The sequence below is a fragment of the Pseudomonas sp. R45(2017) genome (genome assembly GCF_002112305.1).
GTDB classification, from domain to species: domain Bacteria; phylum Pseudomonadota; class Gammaproteobacteria; order Pseudomonadales; family Pseudomonadaceae; genus Aquipseudomonas; species Aquipseudomonas paraglycinae.
In genome coordinates, this window is sequence record NZ_NEHH01000005.1 from 404,580 (window position 1) to 424,504 (window position 19,925).

Here is a 19,925-nt window from a genome sequence, read left to right on the forward strand (position 1 = left end):
AGCTTCCCCCGCAACTGGCGCGAGTAGCACGATGTCCTCTGACCTGTGGAGCTTTGCCCTTGCCGTCTACGCCCGTCCCGGCGTGGAGGATGCCTGCCTGCGCCTGCAATCGGCGGGGGCCAACGTGTGCCTGATGCTGTGCGGTTTATGGCTGGAACAACGCGATGCCACCTGTGACGAGGCGCGTGCGCGACAGCTTCTGGAACTGACAGAGCCCTGGGACCGGGAAGTGGTCCAGCCGTTACGCGCATTGCGCATGCAGTGGAAAACCCTGGCCGACACCGATCCGGTGCTCAAGGGCATGCGCGAGCAGATCAAGGGATTGGAGCTGGAGGCGGAGCGTGCGCTGCTGTCACGACTGGAAGGTGCCGCGCAAGGCTGGAAGCGTCATTCGAAGGAATCGAGTGACTGGCTGGAAGTGCTGGCCGGCCCTGCGGCCAACCTGAACCGCGACGCGCTGCAAGTGCTGCGCGTCGCGGCGACCGACACTTAGGAAGCGCTGGACGGGTTGCTGGTGACGCTCGACACCGGCGCCGACGATGGCGTGGTTGCGGTGGTCGAGGTAGTGGCGGCGGATGCCGGTGCTGCGGTCGGAGCCGGGGTTGCCGGTGCGGCAGGTTTGGCAGCAGGTGCAGTGGCCGGTTTTGCTGCAGCTGGTTTTGCTGCTGGCTTGGCGGCAGCTGGCTTGGCGGCAGCTGGCTTGGCGGTAGCCGGCTTGGCAGCGGCAGGTTTTTTCACTGCTGGTTTTGCAGCAGGTTTCGCGGCTGGCTTGGCGGCCGGTTTTGCAGCGGCCGCTGGCTTGGCGGCGGTCGTTGCAGGCTTCGCTGCAGCAGCCGGTTTGGCCGCTGGTTTTGCAGCGGGTTTTGCCGCAGGCTTGGCCGCTGGTTTCGCCGCCGCTTTGGCTGCAGGTTTGGCAGCAACCGGCTTGGCAGCGGTTTTCGCCGCAGGCTTGGCAGCAGCAGTTTTAGCGGCTGGTTTAGCGGCGGCTTTAACGGCTGGTTTTGCTGCCGGCTTGGCGGCTGCTTTGGTGGCTGGCTTGGCAGCTGGTTTTGCAGCGGCAGTTCTTGCCGGAGCCGCTTTCGCAGCAGCGGTTTTCGCCGCAGGCTTGGCAGCTGGTTTTGCAGCAGCCGGCTTGGCGGCAGCTGGTTTGGCCGCTGTGGTTTTAGCCGCAGGTTTGGCAGCGCTGGCTGCTGCGGGTTTCTTCGCGGCTGGTTTTGCAGCGACTTTCACTGGCGCTTTGGCAGGCGATTTGGCCGGTGCTTTTGCAGCAGGTTTGGCGGCCGCTTTTTTCGCAGGTGCCGCTGCAGGTTTAGCCGAACGCAGGGACAACGCCTTGCCGACAGCCTCTTGAACACGACCGACACCCTGGGCCAGTTTCAGGCTTTCCTGGGCATCGCGTTTGAGTTGCAGAATGTAGCTGCGGGTATCGGACTGACGATCCTTCAGCGCATCGAGCAGGTCTTCGAGTTCCTTCACGGCAGCCTTGGCCTTGGTCTGCGCCTTGGCTTTACCGGCTGCTGCTGCGTCCTGCAATTTGGTGCGGGATTTGTGCAGTTTTTCTTGCGCCTTGCCGCGTTGCTTTTCCAGTTTGGCGAGCAGTTTTTCAGCATCAGCCAAGGCTTGGGAGCAAGCGTTTTCCAGATGCTCGAGCAGGCTGCCCGAGAGTTGTTGGAGTAAATGCAACGGAGTGTTTACAGGCTTCTTGGTGGCCGACATGGTTTACCTCCTGGCTGACGTGAGTGCGGCTCATACTAGACCTCTGCTGCTACCGCCGCTAGGGCATGTTGACAGTATCGAAAGCACTCGGTTGCAGGCTTGCGAAAAACTTCTGCGCATTGGCAAAAGCAGTTCACCGTTGCAGACGTTCGCGCTGGCATAATCCACCGCAATTCAGGACGGAGAGTGCCCATGTCGCGCTACCTTTTTTTATCCCTCTGCATGATTTTTTCCGTGGCTCAGGCCGACGAAAAAACCACCGCGAATGACGCTCACGATCTGGCTTACAGCCTTGGTGCCAGCCTCGGCGAACGGCTGCGTCAGGAAGTGCCGCAGCTCCAGATTCAGGCGTTGATCGAAGGCCTGCAACAGGCCTATCAAGGCAAGCCGCTGGCATTGAGCGAAGCACGCATCGAGCAGATCCTCGCCGATCACGAATCGCAGACAGCCGAGCAGGCGGCGATGCCTTCGACTGAAGCGGCGATGGAAAGCGAGCGACGTTTTCTCACCGCCGAAAAAGCCAAACCGGGTGTGAAGGAGTTGGCCGACGGCATCCTGCTGACCGAGCTGGCGCCGGGGAATGGCACGAAGGCCGGTCCGGATGGAAAAGTGCAGGTGCTGTACATCGGTCGATTGCCCGACGGCACAGTGTTCGATCAGAACAGCCAGCCGCAGTGGTTCAATCTCGACAGCGTGATCGCCGGCTGGCGCACCGCGTTGCAGAACATGCCGGTCGGTGCGAAGTGGCGACTGGTGATTCCATCGGATCAGGCTTATGGCGCCGACGGTGCCGGCGACTTGATCGCGCCGTTCACACCGCTGGTGTTCGAAGTGGAATTGCGCGGCGCGACCAGTTGATCGCCCAATAAAAAACGGTGCGCTGTGGGCGCACCGTTTCTGTGTCTTGCGAAGTCCGATTCAGGCCTGAACCGAATCCTCTTCCTTGTGTGCGGTATGCAGCACTTCGATCAGGCAGTCTTCCAGTTCGAAGCGCTCGTGGAGCAGGCCGCCCAGTTCCTTGAATTTCTCCGCAACGCATTTGCCTTCATCGCAAAGGTCGTTGAACGCGAGCAGTTTTTCGGTGATGACATCGATCCGCGGATAGATCGTCTCGGCCAGTTCCAGGCCGCGCTTGTCGTTGAAGGCCTTGGCCTCGCCCGTCAGCTGTTCGTAGATCTCGAAGTGGCCGGCCGAGACGTAATCGACCAGCACGCCGCAGAATTCCTGCAAGGGCTTTCGATCCTCGGACAGTGCCTGAGGTTTGGCGCCCAGCTTGTCATAGGCAGCGATCAATTCCTCACGCTCCTGCAGCCAGCGGTCGATCAGCAGATGAACTCCACCCCAACGTTCCTGAGCATTCTGACAACTTTCGAGCATGGCGATCTCTCTTCCCTTGTGGGTCATGCTGCTCTACACCCGCGCCCCTTCTTGTGAATATTGCTTTGAGAGGCGGCCAGGCAGAGCGTCATCGAGCAACACAATTCCAATGACACGTGCGGGCCAGATTATGCCCGCACGCCTATGGCTTCAAGGTACGCAGGAGAGAAAGTTCATACAAGTGTTTAATCCCTGACCAGCACCGGGTGCGACGGTTGGCCGCTGAGCGGTTGCTGCAACGCCATCCAGACCTGCCGCAGCAACTGGTAAACGGCCAGGATCGACATCCCCACAAAAAACAGCAGGCTCCACTCCGGAATGCTCAGATCGAACAGCGTCCAGGACAATTCCGCGCAATCGGCCGTATCGTTGAACATCCGCATCAGCGCGCATAACCACGGCAGGCTGCTGAACATTTCTTCCGGACCCGGCGCGCAATGCGCCAACCTTTGCAGGGAATCACCTTGCAGCAGCACTTGCCGCCACGCCGCTGTCGTCCCGCCAAGACTGGTGAGCAACGCCATCATCCAGTAAAGCGACAGACCGACACGTTGCGGCCCATGGATCGCAGCCACACCACAACAAAGGGTGAGGACGCTCATGAACAGACGCTGGACCAGACACAGACTGCAAGGCACCAGACCGACCGCATATTCAAGGTAATAGGAAGCTCCCAGGGCCAGAATCCCCGCAGTAAAAGCCATAAAGAACAGGGAGCGTGAGCAGGCCAACGACATGGCTTATCCGTAACAATAAAGACAGGCAGTTACGGTAGAGGAAAGGGCCTCGGGCTTTCAAGGCAGGTCACTGGCGACACTTCAGCAGAAGTGTAGGGAAATCCCGACAGGCACCGAAGGATTCGGTGTAGCCCTCTGTAGGACGTTGCTCTGGAGGAGATTTAACGGTAACTATTCCGTCATCGGAAAGAAAAGGAGGAGCACGCTCCTCCTTTCTGATCACGCCCGAACGGCTACGGGCAATGGCGAAGCCAAAAGTCGTTCATCCAGCATACCGAGTCCTTCCTGGAACAACAGGTTGCTGCGCTCGGTGTCACCCAGCCGGGCCAGCAGGCGCGCCAATTCGGCACACGCTTCCGGATTGCGCTGTACTCGCAGGCTGCTTTCCAGATAGTCCCGTGCCTTGCCCCACAGGCTGGCTTGCAGGCACAGGCGCCCCAGCGTCAGCAGCAGGCTGGCATCACCCGGATGATCCTTGAGCCAGCCTTCGGCCGTCTGCAACTGACGCGCCGGATCGCTGCCGCGCACCAGACCGTAAAGGCGCGCCAGATGGCTGTCGTACTTGCGCTTGAGCGCCGTGCGCAGCACTTCTTCCGCTTCGACCTGAGCGCCCAACTGACGCAATTGCTCGGCATAGGCCAACACCAGCGCCGGCTCCTGGCGCTGGGCAGAAGTCAGTTGCTGCCAGGCGCGGTTGAGCGACTGCAAACCGACGGCTCCATCCTCTTCACGCTGGGCCGCCAAGGAAAGGTTTCCCCCCCAGGCACGACGCTCGAGCTCGGACAGTTCGGCCGGTGGCAGAACTTTGTCTTTGCGCAGCTCCGGCAACAGCCGGATCACCGACGACCAGTCACCGCGCTGCTGATGCAGACGCTGCAATTGACGCAAGGTCTGGACATTGTGCGGATGGCGCTCGTGCATCGCCTGCAAGGTAACCAGCGCCCCATCGGTATCACCACGATCAGTCTGCAACTGCGCATGGCTGAGAGCGATCGCCAGCTCGGCCTGCGGCTGACGCTCGAGGGCGCGTTCCAGCAGGCGATCGCTTTCCTCGTAGTTGCCTTGTTCGTTGGCGGCGCGGGCGGCACCCAGGTAATAGAGCAACGGCTGACGCTCGGCTTCGGCGGCCCGGTAAAGGTGACGTTGGGCACTGGCCCAGCGACCTTCGGCCAGATCGAGCTGACCGTGCTCGATCGCCACTTGCACGCGACGGCTGCGGTTGCGACGCGACCAGGGATTGACCACGCCGCCCGAGGTCAGCACCAGTTCGACCAGCGCCTTGATACCCCAGACCAGCAGCCACAGCACCGCCACCACCGCCAGGGTCGCCCACAGGCTCGATTCATAACGAAAGCTTTTGTAGGCGACCAGCACGTATCCGGAATGCTCGGCAATCGCCAGGCCCAGCGCCGCCGTTGCCGCGATCACCAGAAACACGATCACATACAGGCGTTTCATGGTGTCGCCTCCTGCGCGGTGCTGGCGGCTGGTTTGGCGAAGGGTTTCACCGAGTCTTCGGCGTTGACGTTACGGCGCTCCAGATACGCCTGAACCGCACTCAAGGTTCCAGCGAGATCCGGCGTGTTGACGGTAACCGGTTGCTTGCTCAATTCCGCGACCTGCTCGAGCATGATCTTGCTCTGCGGGTTGTCCGGATTGAAGTTGCCCGTGAGGACGTCACGCGCTTCTGCAAGGGCCTGGGTGTACACCGGCGCCTGACCGTTGAGCGCGGCCCACTGCGCCTGTTCGAGCGAAAGGCTCAGGGCCAGACGCACCTGGCTCAGACTCTGGCCAGCAAGCAGCGGCCGAACATTTTTGTCAGCGTTGAAATCGATGCGGATGTAGCGCGAGATCTGATCCCACCACTGCGCCCAGCGACTGGCGCCGTCGCCATCGGAGGTCAGGCCCAGCAGCGAATCGCCGCGATCCTTGTATTCCGGCGCCAGCTCGGTGAGGCCGACGACCTGATCACGCAAGGCGCCCAGGCGCAGGAACAGCCCGGTGCGATCCGGTTGCTCGGTGCTGCGCAGCGCCACAAGGGTTTTCGCCACCTGCTCGCGGGCGGCGAACGAGCCGGGATCGTTCTGCTCGCGCAGGATTTCATCGGCACCCTGCACCAGCGCCTGGGCGCTGCTGATGTCCTGGAGGGCGGAAAGACGCAGGCTGGCCAGACGCAGCAAGTGCTCGGCCTCGGCCAGACGCCAGTCCTTGCGGCTGGCGCCGAGGACGGTCTCCAGACGTTGATTGAGGCGCTGCTGATCGCCCTGAAGTTGCGACACCAGACGCTGGCGATCGGCAAGTTCATCGGCGCCGGGCAATTGTCCGAGGCGTTCGGTCAGTCGTTGCTCGTTGAGTTTCAGGGTCTGGGCCTGATCGCTCAACGCCTGAACCTGACTCAACTGATTCTGAGTGCTGGTCTGCAGGTGTCGCACCTGCCAGACACCCCAGCCACCCACCGCAACACCGGCGGCGCCGAGCAGCAGCGCGAGAATGGCCAATCCGTTGCCTCGGCGCGGTTCCGCGGCCGGTGGCGGTGCATCAACCGGTGCATCGATCACAGGTTGAACGTCATCTTTAGGCAAGGCTGTTTCGCTCACGTATCCATCCTTTGCATTAGAGAACGGGCACGGGATGCTCCCGTAACGCCGTCAGCAAGGCCGCGGCACTCGCGCCGCGACAATCCACAACTGTTCGGGCCCCGGCGGCACTGGCCTGCTCGGCAACCCTTGGGCTTGGAACAAACAACGGCAACTGCGCAAGTACAGGCCAGCTGTCGCCAGCCAGTTGGCGCAGGTGCTCGAAACCCTGTCCACTGCTGACCACCAGCCCGTTCAGGCGTTCCGCTGCAATCCTGCGGGGCAGCTCCTGCGGCGGATAGTCCGGCAGGTCGCGACGGTACAACTCCAAGTATTCGACACTAGCACCAAGCGCGCGCAGGCGCTCGGCCAGCAGCTCGCGTCCGCCCTCCCCGCGCAGGATCAACACCTGCGAGCCGGGCTCTGCCACCGCCGCCAGCAGACGCGGCAATTGCAGCAAGGCTTCGCTGTCGTCACCCGCGTCGGGGAAGCTCACATCCAGTCCTCGATCCCGAAGGATAGCGGCGGTCGCCGCGCCCACGCTGAACCACGGCATCGTCAGAGTCGCCAGACCCAGAGCGTCGAGCAGATCCACCGCGATCCGCGCCGCCGGTTTGCTGACCACGATCACCGCGCTGTAACGCGGCAGTTGCGTGATCGTGCGGCGCATTGTGTCAGAGACCGGCAGTGGCGCGATTTCCAAAAGCGGCAGACAGCTGCTGAAAATCCCTTGTTCGGCCAGCACGATGACGAGCGCCGAACAGTCCTCCGCCGGGCGCGTCAGCAGCAGGCGCCAGGCGGTCACTCGTGACCTGCCTCGCCGTAGACTGCCTTGAGAATATCGTCGGCGCCCTGACTGAGCAGGTCTTCGGCCACCTGCACACCCAGCGTCTCGGCTGCGGCACGCGGTGCACGAGCCTGTGCGCTGAGCAGCTTGCCGCCGCTCGGCTCGCCCACCAGGCCGCGAAGCCACAACTGATCGCCTTCGAGCACGGCGTAGCAGGCGATCGGCACCTGGCAGCCGCCATTCAGATGTTTGTTGAGGGCACGCTCGGCGGTGACACGGTCGGCGGTGTCGGCGTGATGCAGGGGCGCGAGCAAGGCATGAATCTCAGTGTCGGCGCTGCGGCATTCGATACCGACGGCGCCCTGGCCACCGGCCGGCAGGCTATCGTCGACGCTGATGGCCGAGGTGATGCGGTCTTCGAAACCGAGGCGGATCAGACCGGCTGCCGCGAGGATGATCGCGTCGTACTCGCCGGCGTCGAGCTTGGCCAGACGGGTGTTGACGTTACCGCGCAGGAAACGGATCTCGAGATCCGGACGGCGCGTCAGCAACTGTGCCTGGCGACGCAGGCTGGAGGTGCCGACGATGCTGCCGGCTGGCAACGCATCGAGGCTGGAATACGTATTGGAGACAAACGCGTCACGCGGGTCTTCACGCTCGCAGATGCAGAACAGACCGAGGCCTTCGGGGAAATCCATCGGCACGTCTTTCATCGAATGCACGGCGATGTCGGCTTCGTTTTCCAGCAGCGCGGTTTCCAGTTCCTTGACGAACAGGCCCTTGCCGCCGATTTTCGACAGGGGCGAATCAAGCAGCTTGTCGCCGCGACTGACCATGGGCACCAGCGTCACCAGCAGGCCCGGGTGGGCTGCTTCCAGACGGGCTTTGACGTATTCGGCCTGCCAGAGGGCCAGAGCACTTTTGCGGGTGGCGATGCGGATTTCGCGAGAGGACATGGATCAATCCGTACTGAATAGATACGGCGGATAATAACAGCTCAGCCAAATCCACTTTGACCTGAATCAGAAACGGCGTGGCCTCCCTGGCCTGCGATGCCTGGTGAATGAAACGAAGAACCGCCCGGAGCCTGCGGACTAAAGCCCCTGCATCATTTTGCGCACGCCCGCCACATGCCGGCGGCTGACGATCAGCGCATCTCCGTTGAGGCCCTTGAGGAACAACTGGAAGTGGCCCAGCGGTGTGCGCTGCAATCGCTCGATGCGGTCGCGGGCGACCAGCGCGTTGCGGTGGATCCGCACGAAGCGCTCGCCGAATTCGTCTTCCAGCGCCTTGAGCGGTTCATCCAGAAGGACTTCGCCACCTTCGTGGCGCAAGGTCACGTATTTGTGGTCGGCAATGAAGTACACCACCTGATCCAGCGGGATCAATTCGATGCCTTTGCGGGTCCGGGCGCTGATGTGGCTGCGCGGGCCGTTACCGCTTTCGGCGGCAGGACGGGTCAGGGCCGAGAGCTGGGCCCGGTTGGGACGTTCAGCCCGTTTCAGGGCGTCATGCAGATGTTCGGTTCGCACGGGTTTCACCACATAGCCCACGGCGCTGGCCTGCAGGGCTTCCACGGCAAATTCATCGGGACCTGCGCAAAACACCACGGCTGGCGGGGTTTCGCGTTCGCACAGACGGGCAGCCACCTGCAGGCCATCGAGGCCCGGCATGCGGATATCGAGCAGCACGATATCCGGCTTGTGGCTGTCGATCAGCGCCAACGCCTCTTCGCCATTGGTGGCGCTGGGCTCCAGGACTGTGTAGCCCTCGAGCTCGCTCACCATTCGGCTGAGTCGCTCGCGGGCCAGTGGTTCGTCATCAACGATCAGGACATTCATATTGCGCTGGATTCCTGCGTGAGTCTCGCACAAGGATAGCGTAGACAAGTGGAGTGACGTCCGTCACCGCGATCCACGCTAAGACTAGCGCGAGCGCCAAAAAGTGCCGTACGTCGGCCGGCAATATTTGCCGACACCTGCAACGTACCGCCTGACGCCCGTCGCCGACTGCGTTTTACGCAGGATATGCCAATGGCCAATACACCCACCCCTCTCTCTTCTTATAGTCGGTGGCCGGACCTTTGCGCGATCCGCCGCCACGTCGACCCCTATGTCCTACTGTAGACGCTCGTCGGGCCGATATTGCTCAATCGAAAAATATCCTTGCGCAAATCCCCCGGCGACACCGGCGACTATGGATCAGGTCATGAGAAAAAAACGTATCGACCAGTGTCAGCGACAGGATTGGCAACCCTGTTATTATCCGCGCCAGCGTTTCACGCCTTCTTTCTTCAAGCCGATACGAGCGAATTCATGAGCACTGACAAGACCAATCAGTCCTGGGGCGGCCGCTTCAGTGAACCCGTCGACGCCTTCGTCGCCCGCTTCACCGCCTCCGTCACTTTCGACCAGCGCCTGTATCGCCACGACATCATGGGCTCGATCGCCCACGCCACCATGCTGGCCAAGGTCGGCGTGCTGACGGATGCCGAGCGCGACAGCATCATCGATGGCCTGAAGACCATCCAGGGCGAAATCGAGGCCGGCCAGTTCGACTGGCGCGTCGACCTCGAAGACGTGCACATGAACATCGAAGCACGCCTGACCGACCGCATCGGCGTCACCGGCAAGAAGCTGCACACCGGCCGCAGCCGCAACGACCAGGTCGCCACCGACATCCGCCTGTGGCTGCGTGACGAGATCGACCTGATCCTGAGCGAAATCACCCGCCTGCAAAAAGGCCTGCTGGAGCAGGCCGAGCGTGAAGCCGCCAGCATCATGCCGGGCTTCACCCACCTGCAGACCGCTCAGCCAGTGACCTTCGGGCACCACATGCTGGCCTGGTTCGAAATGCTCAGCCGCGACTACGAGCGTCTGGTCGACTGCCGCAAGCGCACCAACCGCATGCCGCTGGGCAGCGCCGCGCTGGCCGGCACCACTTACCCGATCGACCGCGAATACACCGCGCAACTGCTGGGCTTCGACGCCGTCGGCGGCAACTCGCTGGACAACGTGTCCGACCGCGACTTCGCCATCGAATTCTGCTCGGCCGCCAGCATCGCGATGATGCACCTGTCGCGCTTCTCCGAAGAGCTGGTACTGTGGACCAGCGCGCAGTTCCAGTTCATCGATCTGCCGGACCGTTTCTGCACCGGCAGCTCGATCATGCCGCAAAAGAAAAACCCCGACGTGCCAGAGCTGGTACGCGGCAAGACCGGCCGAGTGTTCGGTGCGCTGATGGGCCTGCTGACCCTGATGAAAGGCCAGCCGCTGGCCTACAACAAGGACAACCAGGAAGACAAGGAACCGCTGTTCGACGCCGCCGACACCCTGCGCGACTCGTTGCGCGCCTTTGCCGACATGATCCCGGCGATCAAGCCTAAGCACGCGATCATGCGTGAAGCGGCGCTGCGCGGCTTCTCCACTGCCACTGACCTGGCCGACTACCTGGTACGCCGTGGCCTGCCGTTCCGTGATTGCCACGAGATCGTCGGTCATGCCGTGAAGTACGGCGTCGACACCGGCAAGGATCTGGCGGAAATGAGCCTGGAAGAACTGCGCCAGTTCAGCGACCAGATCGAGCAGGACGTGTTTGCCGTGCTGACCCTGGAAGGCTCGGTGAATGCCCGTGACCACATCGGCGGCACTGCGCCGGCGCAGGTCAAGGCTGCCGTGGTTCGTGGTCAGGCGTTGATCGCCAGCCGCTAAAAGCCAAAAACATCGCTGGCAAGCCAGCTCCCACAGGTTCAGTGTCGAACATGCAATTGTGTTTCAACCGAAAACCCTGTGGGAGCGGGCTTGCCCGCGATGACTGATTTCAAAACGCTACAAAATGCTACTTTTTGGCGGCGATCATCGCCAAAAACGCCGGCATCGCCGCATCCTTGTCCGCTGCAATCTTCTGCACATGCGCATTCTGCTCAAGCCGCTCCAGCAGCGCCTTGGCCTTCGGCATCTCCGCCAGCAAATCCAGACCGAACAGCTTGTGCCCCACGGCAACCGCCAGCGGCACGCTGTAGAGGAAATACAAATCCGCAATGCTCAAGCTGTCGCCCGCTACATACGGGGCGAACTTGCCGTGGCGCCCCAGCGCCGCAAAGCCCAGCAGCAATTCAGCCTTGGTTTTCTCCTTGATCGCCTCCGGCAGCGCCGTACCGAAAAACGCTTCGCCGTAACAGGCTCGTGCCGGCAGCTCGATATACAGCTCGATTTCCTTGGCCACTGCCAGCACCTGAGCACGGGCAAACGGCTCGGTCGGCAACAGCGGGACACCCTTTTGACTGCTTTCGAGGTATTCGAGCATCACCATCGTTTCGTTGATGTAACCACCTTCGGCCCCCAGCACCGGCACCTTGCCACGCGGGCTGATGGCCAGAGACTCAGGCGTTGGTGTCGGGTAGAACGTGACCTCCTCGAACGGCAGGCCTTTTTCCAGCAGCGCCAGTTTGACCATGTTGTAGTAGTTGCTGACGGAGAATCCATAGAGCTTGAACATCACATAGCCTCCAGGCCGTGCGGGGTGGGCAGTGCCTGTTTATAGATCGCACCAGGGATTCGCGCCAGCAGCATCACGCTGCTGAATGCGGGTAAACTGGCGCCTTTCCTTGAGGAGCCTGCCATGAGCGAGCCGACTGACATCGACAATGATGAAGAAGAGTTCACCGAATCGACGCTGATCGAAGCGATCGAGAACCAGATCGAAAGCGACAACCCGCCAGCGGCCAAGGCAACCTTCAACAAGCTGACGCTGGTCGGTTACGAGCGTGATGACATCCTGAATCTGATGGCCCACGTGCTGGCCTGTGAAATCGACGCGATGCTCGACGAAGACCGCGCGTTCGATACCGAGTGGTACGAAACCTCGCTGCGCGCACTGCCCGAGTTGCCACCGGAAAAGCAGTAAACGGCCCCTCGCTGTGGGAGCAGACCTGCTCCCACACAATTTGTCACCCATCTTCGCGGCCTTCTGCCGCCCCCTGACTACACTGGAATCCACCCCGGGATAAAAACCCTGACACGCGCACTGGACAGGCCGCGCCGGCAGGTTCACCTTAGGGGCGCTGTCGTCCAATTCCTAGAAAGTCTGGAGTCCTTATGTCGCTTACCCCTGAGTTGGTTGCCGAACTGGAAGTCCTCGCACTCTTCAACCTGGACAGTTCCCAGGAAGGTCTGAAAATTCATCAGACCGCTGCCCCGAAGCACATTGCCGCCGCACAACGCCTGTTCGAAAAAGAACTGACAGACCAGCCTGATGGCGGTTACCTGACCAGCCTCGGTCGCGATGCCGCACAGAACGTGCAAACCGTACTGACGATTCTCAAAGAGCAGCAAACCGCCTGATCCTCCCGACTTTGCCCACGGAAACCCCTGCCACGGGATTTCCGCGGGCCAGCCATGAACGTCGCCCATCGCCGCGCGATAGAAATCTGACGTCAAAAAACAAATTCAGCTTAAAACTCCTGTCGCTCAGGCGCTAAACTCCCGGACACCCGAGACCATTTGCCTCCGAGCCCTGCGCGCCGGTTTGAGCCGACATGACCCGCACCCATGAAATCCGCCCCGACCTGGACGAAGGCATCGACCGCAAGGTACTCAGCCAGCTACGTGCACGTTTTCTCAAACTCAATGAAGGCCGCCTGAACCGGGCGCTGGAAGGTCTTTCGACGCGCCAGCAAAGTGTGCTGACGCTGCTGCCGCTGTTTTTCCACGTCAATCATCCGCTGTTGCCGGGTTATGTCTCGGGCAGTACGCCGGCCGGGCTGTCGAATTACGAACCGGAAGCCGATGCGCTTGCCGAAGCCCAGCGCCTGACCCGCTCGTTCTCCTACAAGCCGCGTCACGGCAGCAACCCGCCACGGCCGATTCATGGGCTGTTCCTGATGGGCAGCCTCGGCACGCTGGCCCAGGCCGACCAGAGCGACATGGACGTGTGGGTCTGCCACGCCCCCGACCTGAGCGACAGCGAGCTGGCCGAACTGCGCAAGAAATGCCAGTTGCTCGAAACCTGGGCCGCCAGCCAGGGAGCCGAGGCGCACTTTTTCCTGATCGACCCGGTGCGTTTCATCAAAGGCGAACGCGACACTCAACTCAGCTCCGAAGATTGCGGCACCACCCAGCACTATCTGCTGCTGGACGAGTTCTACCGCACCGCGATCTGGCTCGCCGGGCGCACGCCGATCTGGTGGCTGGTGCCGGTCTACGAAGAACGTGCCTACGACGCGTACACCCACACGCTGATTTCCAAACGTTTCATCCGCAATGATGAAACCCTCGACCTGGGGCCGATGGCGCACATTCCGCCGGGCGAGTTCGTCGGCGCCGGGCTGTGGCAACTGTTCAAAGGCATCGAGTCACCTTACAAATCGGTGCTCAAGCTGCTGCTGACCGAGGTTTACGCCAGCGAACATCCGCAGGTGCAATGTCTGAGCCTGCGCTTCAAGCAGGCGGTGTTCGCCAACCGGCTGGATCTCGACGAGCTGGACCCGTACATGGTGGTCTACCGGCGGATCGAGGAATACCTCACTGCGCGCAACGAGCCGGAGCGCCTGGAGCTGGTACGCCGCGCGCTGTACCTCAAGGTCAACCGCAAGCTCACCGGCAACACCCGCACCCAGAGCTGGCAGCGTTCACTGCTGGAAAGACTGGCCAGCGAATGGCACTGGGATCAGCGGCAACTGGCGCTGCTCGACAGCCGCAGCCAGTGGAAAGTCCGCCAGGTCAGCGCCGAGCGCCGGGCGCTGGTCAACGAGCTGAATTACAGCTACCGCTTCCTGACCCAGTTCGCCCGCACCGAACAGACGGTCAGCCTGATCAACAAGCGCGACCTCAACGTTCTCGGCCGGCGCCTGTACGCAGCGTTCGAACGCAAGGCCGACAAGGTCGAGTTCATCAATCCCGGCATCGCCCCGGACCTGGCCGAAGACACCCTGACCCTGGTGCAATCGCCGAACAAAAAGGAACCGGGACAAACCCAGTGGGGCCTGTACAACGGCAGCCTGACGGCGCTGGAGTGGGAACACTTCGCGCCGATCAAGCGCAGCCGCGAGTTGCTCGAACTGCTGACCTGGTGCCACCGCAACGGCGTGATCGACAGCAGCACCCGACTGGCCCTGCACCCCGGCACCAGCGATTTGAGCGAGTTCGAGCTGTTCAACCTGCTCGGCAGCCTGCAACAAAGCATCGCCCTGCCCTTGTCGACCGTCGCCGAAGAACCGCTGCTGCGCGCCGCCGTGCCGAGCGAAGTGCTGATGCTGGTGAATGTCGGAGTCGATCCGCTCAAGCATCACCGCGACCTGAACATCCTGATGACCACCGAGCGCACGGACTCCCTGAGCTACGCCGGCGTGCGGGAAAACCTGGTGCTGACCCTGGATCAGGTCACGCTCAACAGCTGGAACGAAGTGCTGGTCAACCGCTTCGATGGCCCGCATGCCCTGATGGACTGCCTGCGCGATTACCTCAACAACCTGCCGCGCGGGCCGCAACAGCCCTCGCTGCGAGTGCGCTGTTTCTGTCACAACCGCGCGCAATTCATCGCCCGCCGGGTGGAAGAAATTGTCGACACCGCGCAGACGCTGTTGCTCAGCGACCTGAATCACCGCTACCTGATTCAGGTGCAACAGCATTACCACGTGCTGGAACTGGTGCCGGGCCAGGTCAGCCATGTGCCCCTCGCCACCCTGCCGGCGCTGCTCGATTACCTGGGCGAGGAACAGCCGCGCTACAGCCCGCTGCACCTGGACCCGATGGCGCTGGAAGACCACGACCTGGCGTTGATCCTGCCGATGGGCCAGCCCGAATGCATTCAGGTGTTCTACCGGATCACCGAACAAACCGCCGAGCTGTACGTACTCGACGAGTTCAATGCGCTGTGGCAACAGCACTTGCCCTATCACGACGAGCAAAGCCTGTTGGTGCCGCTGCAGCGGTTCCTGCAATCGATCCAGTTCCGCCGCGAAGCGCTGCTGCCGATGGATGCGGGCCATGCCGCCAGCCTTGAAATCTTGTATTACCAGTTATTGCCATCAGGGCCGGGACGCGCACGACGGGTCGAAATGCGCCCGGCGCCGCAGACGCCGGTCAACAAACCGTTCTACGACGTGCAGGCGATCGTCGGCAAAGCCGCACCCGGCGAAGTGCAGGTCACGCTGTATTGCAATCAACGGGAATTCAGCGAGCTGGAACATGGCGACCAGCTGTTCAGCGTGGTCGCCCGGGAGATCGTCGGGCAGCGCCGGGAAAGCGAGCGCTACCGCTGCTACATCACCGACCTGGACCTGTCGGGTGTGATCGGTGACGGGCAGAGTTCGAGCAATCTGTATCTGCGTTACAAGGCCGACCTGGAACGCTCTCTGAACGACGCGCTCGAGCAGGTCTGAGGCGGGTTACTCCGGGAAATCACCGCCGTTGGCCGGCTGCGATTCGACTTCGAGCAAAGTCAGTTTCAGGGTCTTGCCACCCGGAGCCGGCCAGTCGATGTGCTGACCGACTTTCAGGCCCAGCAGCGCACTGCCGACCGGGGCCAGGATCGAGACTTTGCCTTCGTCGGCGTTGGCGTGCTTCGGGTAGACCAGGGTCAGGTGGTAGTCCTTGCCACTGCTCTCTTCGCGGCAGTGCACGCGGGAATTCATCGTCACGACATCGGCAGGCACTTCATCGTGACCGACCAGGGTATCGGCGCGGTCCAGTTCGGTTTGCAGCGCGATCACGCCCGGCAGCGTGTCATCCAGGCTGTCGATCAGGCGCTCCAGACGTTGCACGTCCAGACGGGTAAGGGTGATGGAAGGTGCGGTCATGATCCGGGCAGACTCCTTTCTTCTGCACACAAAAAAAGCAAAACCCCGCCAAAAAAGACGGGGTTTTCACCAGGCCTCGATGGGTTGAGGCGTTTCCGGACACTATCACAGCTCAAAAAATATACAAGCTACGCTCCGGCGAGCTGCCGGCGCTGAGCCGCCTGCGCGCAAATCACCCGGCGGCGCTCGTCATCGGCCGAACGCCACTCGCGGATGTCTTCGACATGGCGCATGCAGCCGAGGCAGACCTTCTGTTCATCCAGCCGGCACACGCCGGTGCACGGCGAAGGGACGGCCGGGCTGACGTTGCTGTAGAGCGGCTTCGGCGGACGGACGGGCGCAGTATCAGTCACGAAATCACAGGCCTTCGAAATCGAATTCGGTGCCGGCCTGCTGCTTGACGATGCGCTCGAGCATTTCGCCCAGCTGTTCTTCGCTCTTGTCGCACATCCAGCGTTCGCTTTCTTCGTCGTAGTCGAAGTGGAAACCGCCGGACACCGCGGCCAGCCACAGCTGACGCAACGGTTCCTGACGACTGAAGATCAGCTGGGTGCCGTTCTCGAACTTGACGGTCAGCACACCGGCCGAGTTCTCCATGTCGATGTCCAGGTCGCTGTCGTCGAAGATGTCTTCCAGTTTTTCCTGGGTTTCATCGACCAGATCGTGGAAACGGGCTTCGGACAAACTCATTGCGGCAACCTCAAAAAATGTCTGATCAGGCTCAAGCGCCGCAAGATACGGACGCTGCCAGCCGATTGCAAAGGATAACGACCAAGCGCCCTGCCCGGCGACGAAATATCCACCCGCCACGCGGGAAAAGTTTCCGCGCCGCAGCCCGAGCCCCGCCGGACGGGAGTTCCGTCGCATAGGCAAGCTGCCGGGTGGCCGGTATACTCCGGCGCAATTAACGCATTTTCAAGGATTTCGCCATGAAGCGCCTGATCTCTTCCCTTGCTGCGCTCGTCGCGGTTGCCTGCCTTGTTTCGGCTTGTGGTCAAAAAGGCCCGCTGTACCTGCCCGATGAAGATCAGGACCCGGCCGAGCAAGCCCAGTCTTCGCAAAAGCAGCCTGTCTCCAAGGCACACAAGCACGACGTTTACTAAGGGATCGCCATGGACGCTTTTAACTACCGTGGCGGGGAACTGTTCGCGGAAGGTGTGGCGCTGTCCGCCATCGCCGATCGCTTCGGCACACCGACCTACGTCTACTCCCGCGCGCACATCGAGGCCCAGTACCTGGCCTACGCCGATGCGCTGGCCGGCATGCCGCACCTGGTGTGCTTCGCGGTCAAGGCCAATTCCAACCTCGGCGTCCTGAATGTCCTGGCCCGTATCGGTGCCGGTTTCGACATCGTTTCCCGTGGCGAGCTGGAGCGTGTTCTGGCCGCCGGCGGCAGCCCGGACAAGATCGTGTTCTCCGGCGTCGGCAAGACCCGTGACGACATGCGCCGTGCGCTGGAAGTCGGTGTGCATTGCTTCAACGTCGAATCCACCGACGAGCTCGAGCGCCTGCAAGTGGTCGCCGCCGAGCTGGGCGTTCGCGCGCCGATTTCGCTGCGCGTGAACCCGGACGTCGATGCCGGCACCCACCCGTACATTTCCACCGGTCTCAAAGAAAACAAGTTCGGCATCGCCATCGCCGACGCCGAAGACGTGTATGTGCGTGCCGCGCACCTGCCGAACCTGGAAGTGGTCGGCGTCGACTGCCACATCGGTTCGCAACTGACCACCCTGCCTCCGTTCCTCGATGCCCTCGATCGCCTGCTGGATCTGGTCGATCGCCTCGGCGATTGCGGCATCCACCTGCGTCACATCGATCTCGGTGGCGGCCTGGGTGTGCGTTATCGCGATGAAGAGCCGCCGTTGGCCGCCGATTACATCAAGGCTGTACGCGAGCGTCTGGTCGGTCGTGATCTGGCGCTGGTGTTCGAACCGGGCCGCTTCATTGTCGCCAACGCCGGTGTGCTGCTGACTCAGGTCGAGTACCTCAAGCACACCGAGCACAAAGACTTCGCTATCGTCGACGCGGCCATGAACGACCTGATCCGCCCGGCGCTGTACCAGGCCTGGATGGACGTGACTCCGGTCAAGCCACGCGATACTGCTGCGCGTACCTACGACGTCGTCGGCCCGATCTGCGAAACCGGCGACTTCCTCGCCAAGGAACGCGAATTGGCGATGGAAGAAGGCGATCTGCTGGCCGTGCATTCGGCCGGTGCCTACGGTTTCGTGATGAGCTCCAACTACAACACTCGCGGCCGTGCCGCCGAAGTGCTGGTGGATGGTGATCAGGCATTTGAAGTGCGTCGCCGCGAAACCGTGGCCGAGCTGTTTGCCGGCGAAAGCCTGCTGCCGGAGTAACCCCATGCTGCTGCGTTTTACCAAGATGCACGGCCTGGGCAACGACTTCATGGTTCTCGACCTGGTCAGCCAGCACGCGCATATTCAGCCCAAGCACGCAAAAATGTGGGGCGACCGGCACACCGGCATCGGTTTCGACCAGTTGCTGATCGTCGAAGCGCCGAGCAATCCGGATGTGGATTTCCGTTACCGGATCTTCAACTCCGACGGCTCCGAAGTGGAGCAGTGCGGCAACGGTGCGCGCTGCTTCGCCCGCTTCGTGCTCGACAAGCGTCTGACCGCCAAGCGACAGATCCGCGTCGAAACCAAGGGCGGCATCATCGAGCTGGACGTGCGTAACGACGGCCAGATCGGCGTGAACATGGGCGCCCCGCGCCTGGTGCCGGCGGACATTCCGTTCCAGGCGCCGGAACAGGCCCTGAGTTATCAGGTCGATGTCGACGGTACGCCGGTGGATCTGGCGGCAGTGTCCATGGGCAACCCCCATGCGGTGCTGCGGGTCAGCGATATCAACACTGCACCGGTGCATGAACTGGGGCCGAAAATCGAACACCATCCGCGCTTTCCGGCGCGGGTCAACGTCGGTTTTCTCCAGGTCATCGACCGCCATCGCGCGCAACTGCGCGTCTGGGAACGCGGCGCCGGGGAAACCCAGGCCTGCGGCACCGGTGCCTGCGCTGCTGCTGTAGCTGCGATCAGTCAGGGGTGGATGGATTCGCCACTGCTGATCGACCTGCCGGGCGGGCGTCTGTCCATTGAGTGGGCAGGCCCCGGCCAACCGGTGTTGATGACCGGCCCGGCAGTGCGCGTATACGAAGGACAAGTGCGTCTTTGAGTGAGCAGAAGCCATGACCGATAAGCCTCAGGTACCCGCCCGACAGTCCGGTGAATCAGCGTCCGAGAGCCTGGAGGCGGCAGCGGTTGCCGCGTACCTGGAGGCTCATCCGGACTTCTTCGTCGAGCATGAAGAACTGCTGCCGTCCCTGCGCATCCCCCATCAGCGCGGCGATACCGTCTCGCTGGTCGAGCGTCAGATGGCCATCCTGCGCGACCGCAACATCGAGATGCGTCACCGTCTCTCCCACTTGATGGACGTCGCCCGGGACAACGATCGCCTGTTCGACAAGACCCGTCGCCTGATCCTTGCGCTGATGGACGCCGCCACTCTGGAAGATGTGGTGATCAGCGTCGAAGACAGCCTGCGTCAGGATTTTCAGGTGCCCTTCGTCAGCCTGATCCTGCTGGGCGACAACCCGGCCCCGGTCGGCCGCTGGGTGACCCACGCCGACGCGCAAACCGCCATCGGCGGATTGCTCACCGAAGGCAAGAGCGTCAGCGGCAGCCTGCGTGAGCATGAGCTGGACTTCCTGTTCGGCGAAGAACAGCGCAAGCAGATCGGCTCCACCGCCGTGGTCGCCGTCAGCCATCAAGGCATCCACGGAATCCTGGCCATCGCCAGCCGTGATCCGCAGCACTACAAGAGCTCGGTCGGCACGCTGTTCCTCAGCTACATCGCCGAAGTCATGGGTCGCGTGCTGCCACGGGTCAACAGCTCCCTGCGCTCGGTACGCTGAG

General features: G+C 62.0%; 22 protein-coding genes. 10 read left to right on the forward strand and 12 right to left on the reverse strand.

What is annotated here, in order from left to right:
- The first annotated feature begins 31 nt into the window (after positions 1-31).
- Positions 32-493 carry a TIGR02444 family protein gene (locus CAF74_RS14405; RefSeq protein ID WP_085746770.1) on the forward strand — a complete coding sequence of 154 codons (462 nt, stop codon included), beginning with the start codon at positions 32-34 and terminating at the stop codon, positions 491-493.
- On the opposite strand, the gene CAF74_RS14410 is transcribed toward CAF74_RS14405, so the two are convergent.
- Positions 490-1,716 (reverse strand): AlgP family protein, encoded by a 1,227-nt coding sequence (locus tag CAF74_RS14410; protein WP_085746771.1) that lies wholly within the window; start codon positions 1,714-1,716, stop codon positions 490-492. The two genes, CAF74_RS14405 and CAF74_RS14410, sit on opposite strands and share 4 nt — an antisense overlap.
- Before the next feature lie 192 nt (positions 1,717-1,908).
- On the opposite strand from CAF74_RS14410, the gene CAF74_RS14420 reads away from it, so the two are divergent.
- A complete protein-coding gene (locus tag CAF74_RS14420; protein ID WP_085746772.1) occupies positions 1,909-2,574 on the forward strand; it encodes an FKBP-type peptidyl-prolyl cis-trans isomerase in 666 nt (221 codons plus the stop codon).
- A 60-nt stretch (positions 2,575-2,634) separates the two neighbouring features.
- Here CAF74_RS14420 and CAF74_RS14425 read toward each other — a convergent pair whose 3' ends face one another.
- The 7 genes from CAF74_RS14425 to CAF74_RS14455 form a co-directional block, all read right to left on the reverse strand.
- Entirely contained in the window at positions 2,635-3,093 is a 459-nt protein-coding gene (locus CAF74_RS14425; RefSeq protein ID WP_007951863.1) for an Rsd/AlgQ family anti-sigma factor, read from the reverse strand.
- A 185-nt stretch (positions 3,094-3,278) separates the two neighbouring features.
- Complete coding sequence (locus CAF74_RS14430) at positions 3,279-3,830, reverse strand: disulfide bond formation protein B (protein WP_085746773.1); 552 nt, start codon at positions 3,828-3,830, stop codon at positions 3,279-3,281.
- Positions 3,831-4,049: 219 nt separating this feature from the next.
- Complete coding sequence (locus CAF74_RS14435) at positions 4,050-5,288, reverse strand: heme biosynthesis protein HemY (protein ID WP_085746774.1); 1,239 nt, start codon at positions 5,286-5,288, stop codon at positions 4,050-4,052.
- Positions 5,285-6,427, reverse strand: coding sequence for a uroporphyrinogen-III C-methyltransferase (locus tag CAF74_RS14440; RefSeq protein WP_085746775.1), 1,143 nt, complete (start codon positions 6,425-6,427; stop codon positions 5,285-5,287). The genes CAF74_RS14435 and CAF74_RS14440 overlap by 4 nt, the downstream gene beginning before the upstream one ends.
- 16 nt (positions 6,428-6,443) lie before the next feature.
- Complete coding sequence (locus CAF74_RS14445) at positions 6,444-7,211, reverse strand: uroporphyrinogen-III synthase (RefSeq protein ID WP_085746776.1); 768 nt, start codon at positions 7,209-7,211, stop codon at positions 6,444-6,446.
- Positions 7,208-8,149, reverse strand: a complete 942-nt coding sequence (gene hemC / locus CAF74_RS14450) for a hydroxymethylbilane synthase (protein WP_007951874.1) — start codon at positions 8,147-8,149, stop codon at positions 7,208-7,210. The genes CAF74_RS14445 and hemC overlap by 4 nt, the downstream gene beginning before the upstream one ends.
- A 138-nt stretch (positions 8,150-8,287) precedes the next feature.
- Positions 8,288-9,034 (reverse strand): LytTR family DNA-binding domain-containing protein, encoded by a 747-nt coding sequence (locus CAF74_RS14455; protein ID WP_007951875.1) that lies wholly within the window; start codon positions 9,032-9,034, stop codon positions 8,288-8,290.
- Between the two features lie 474 nt (positions 9,035-9,508).
- Here CAF74_RS14455 and argH point away from each other — a divergent pair, with 474 nt between their 5' ends.
- On the forward strand, positions 9,509-10,903 hold the full coding sequence (argH, locus tag CAF74_RS14465) for an argininosuccinate lyase (protein ID WP_011336517.1): 1,395 nt from the start codon (positions 9,509-9,511) through the stop codon (positions 10,901-10,903).
- 127 nt (positions 10,904-11,030) lie between these two features.
- On the opposite strand, the gene CAF74_RS14470 is transcribed toward argH, so the two are convergent.
- Positions 11,031-11,690 carry a glutathione S-transferase gene (locus CAF74_RS14470; RefSeq protein WP_085746778.1) on the reverse strand — a complete coding sequence of 220 codons (660 nt, stop codon included), beginning with the start codon at positions 11,688-11,690 and terminating at the stop codon, positions 11,031-11,033.
- A 123-nt stretch (positions 11,691-11,813) separates the two neighbouring features.
- On the opposite strand from CAF74_RS14470, the gene CAF74_RS14475 reads away from it, so the two are divergent.
- The 3 genes from CAF74_RS14475 (at position 11,814) to CAF74_RS14485 (ending at position 15,573) form a co-directional block, all read left to right on the forward strand.
- Positions 11,814-12,098 carry a hypothetical protein gene (locus CAF74_RS14475; RefSeq protein WP_085746779.1) on the forward strand — a complete coding sequence of 95 codons (285 nt, stop codon included), beginning with the start codon at positions 11,814-11,816 and terminating at the stop codon, positions 12,096-12,098.
- 191 nt (positions 12,099-12,289) lie between these two features.
- Complete coding sequence (locus CAF74_RS14480) at positions 12,290-12,535, forward strand: TIGR02647 family protein (RefSeq protein ID WP_007951883.1); 246 nt, start codon at positions 12,290-12,292, stop codon at positions 12,533-12,535.
- 194 nt (positions 12,536-12,729) lie between these two features.
- Positions 12,730-15,573, forward strand: coding sequence for a class I adenylate cyclase (locus CAF74_RS14485; RefSeq protein WP_085746780.1), 2,844 nt, complete (start codon positions 12,730-12,732; stop codon positions 15,571-15,573).
- A 6-nt stretch (positions 15,574-15,579) separates the two neighbouring features.
- Here the strand turns inward: CAF74_RS14485 and rnk are convergent, their stop codons facing one another.
- The 3 genes from rnk to cyaY form a co-directional block, all read right to left on the reverse strand.
- Positions 15,580-15,990: a nucleoside diphosphate kinase regulator gene (rnk, locus tag CAF74_RS14490; protein ID WP_007951886.1), complete on the reverse strand. Its 411-nt coding sequence runs from the start codon at positions 15,988-15,990 to the stop codon at positions 15,580-15,582.
- Between the two features lie 128 nt (positions 15,991-16,118).
- Positions 16,119-16,343 carry a DUF1289 domain-containing protein gene (locus CAF74_RS14495; protein ID WP_045121669.1) on the reverse strand — a complete coding sequence of 75 codons (225 nt, stop codon included), beginning with the start codon at positions 16,341-16,343 and terminating at the stop codon, positions 16,119-16,121.
- A gap of 4 nt (positions 16,344-16,347) precedes the next feature.
- On the reverse strand, positions 16,348-16,680 hold the full coding sequence (gene cyaY, locus CAF74_RS14500) for an iron donor protein CyaY (protein ID WP_007951887.1): 333 nt from the start codon (positions 16,678-16,680) through the stop codon (positions 16,348-16,350).
- Positions 16,681-16,919: 239 nt separating this feature from the next.
- Between cyaY and CAF74_RS14510 the strand changes: the two genes are divergently transcribed.
- The 4 genes from CAF74_RS14510 to CAF74_RS14525 are packed head-to-tail and all read left to right on the forward strand — an operon-like array spanning position 16,920 to position 19,924.
- Entirely contained in the window at positions 16,920-17,093 is a 174-nt protein-coding gene (locus CAF74_RS14510) for a lipoprotein (protein ID WP_007951888.1), read from the forward strand.
- Between the two features lie 9 nt (positions 17,094-17,102).
- A complete protein-coding gene (gene lysA, locus CAF74_RS14515) occupies positions 17,103-18,350 on the forward strand; it encodes a diaminopimelate decarboxylase (protein WP_085746781.1) in 1,248 nt (415 codons plus the stop codon).
- Between the two features lie 4 nt (positions 18,351-18,354).
- Positions 18,355-19,185, forward strand: a complete 831-nt coding sequence (gene dapF / locus CAF74_RS14520; protein ID WP_011336523.1) for a diaminopimelate epimerase — start codon at positions 18,355-18,357, stop codon at positions 19,183-19,185.
- A gap of 13 nt (positions 19,186-19,198) precedes the next feature.
- Positions 19,199-19,924 (forward strand): DUF484 family protein, encoded by a 726-nt coding sequence (locus CAF74_RS14525; protein WP_007951894.1) that lies wholly within the window; start codon positions 19,199-19,201, stop codon positions 19,922-19,924.
- Position 19,925: the final 1 nt, after the last annotated feature.

What these genes read in the sequence shown, in the direction of transcription:
- CAF74_RS14405 (WP_085746770.1), top strand. Translation starts at nt 32, where the DNA reads ATGTCCTCTGACCTGTGGAGCTTTGCCCTTGCCGTCTACGCCCGTCCC.
- CAF74_RS14410 (WP_085746771.1), bottom strand. Translation starts at nt 1,716, where the DNA reads ATGTCGGCCACCAAGAAGCCTGTAAACACTCCGTTGCATTTACTCCAA.
- CAF74_RS14420 (WP_085746772.1), top strand. Translation starts at nt 1,909, where the DNA reads ATGTCGCGCTACCTTTTTTTATCCCTCTGCATGATTTTTTCCGTGGCT.
- CAF74_RS14425 (WP_007951863.1), bottom strand. Translation starts at nt 3,093, where the DNA reads ATGCTCGAAAGTTGTCAGAATGCTCAGGAACGTTGGGGTGGAGTTCAT.
- CAF74_RS14430 (WP_085746773.1), bottom strand. Translation starts at nt 3,830, where the DNA reads ATGTCGTTGGCCTGCTCACGCTCCCTGTTCTTTATGGCTTTTACTGCG.
- CAF74_RS14435 (WP_085746774.1), bottom strand. Translation starts at nt 5,288, where the DNA reads ATGAAACGCCTGTATGTGATCGTGTTTCTGGTGATCGCGGCAACGGCG.
- hemC (WP_007951874.1), bottom strand. Translation starts at nt 8,149, where the DNA reads ATGTCCTCTCGCGAAATCCGCATCGCCACCCGCAAAAGTGCTCTGGCC.
- CAF74_RS14455 (WP_007951875.1), bottom strand. Translation starts at nt 9,034, where the DNA reads ATGAATGTCCTGATCGTTGATGACGAACCACTGGCCCGCGAGCGACTC.
- argH (WP_011336517.1), top strand. Translation starts at nt 9,509, where the DNA reads ATGAGCACTGACAAGACCAATCAGTCCTGGGGCGGCCGCTTCAGTGAA.
- CAF74_RS14470 (WP_085746778.1), bottom strand. Translation starts at nt 11,690, where the DNA reads ATGTTCAAGCTCTATGGATTCTCCGTCAGCAACTACTACAACATGGTC.
- CAF74_RS14475 (WP_085746779.1), top strand. Translation starts at nt 11,814, where the DNA reads ATGAGCGAGCCGACTGACATCGACAATGATGAAGAAGAGTTCACCGAA.
- CAF74_RS14480 (WP_007951883.1), top strand. Translation starts at nt 12,290, where the DNA reads ATGTCGCTTACCCCTGAGTTGGTTGCCGAACTGGAAGTCCTCGCACTC.
- CAF74_RS14485 (WP_085746780.1), top strand. Translation starts at nt 12,730, where the DNA reads ATGACCCGCACCCATGAAATCCGCCCCGACCTGGACGAAGGCATCGAC.
- rnk (WP_007951886.1), bottom strand. Translation starts at nt 15,990, where the DNA reads ATGACCGCACCTTCCATCACCCTTACCCGTCTGGACGTGCAACGTCTG.
- cyaY (WP_007951887.1), bottom strand. Translation starts at nt 16,680, where the DNA reads ATGAGTTTGTCCGAAGCCCGTTTCCACGATCTGGTCGATGAAACCCAG.
- CAF74_RS14510 (WP_007951888.1), top strand. Translation starts at nt 16,920, where the DNA reads ATGAAGCGCCTGATCTCTTCCCTTGCTGCGCTCGTCGCGGTTGCCTGC.
- lysA (WP_085746781.1), top strand. Translation starts at nt 17,103, where the DNA reads ATGGACGCTTTTAACTACCGTGGCGGGGAACTGTTCGCGGAAGGTGTG.
- dapF (WP_011336523.1), top strand. Translation starts at nt 18,355, where the DNA reads ATGCTGCTGCGTTTTACCAAGATGCACGGCCTGGGCAACGACTTCATG.
- CAF74_RS14525 (WP_007951894.1), top strand. Translation starts at nt 19,199, where the DNA reads ATGACCGATAAGCCTCAGGTACCCGCCCGACAGTCCGGTGAATCAGCG.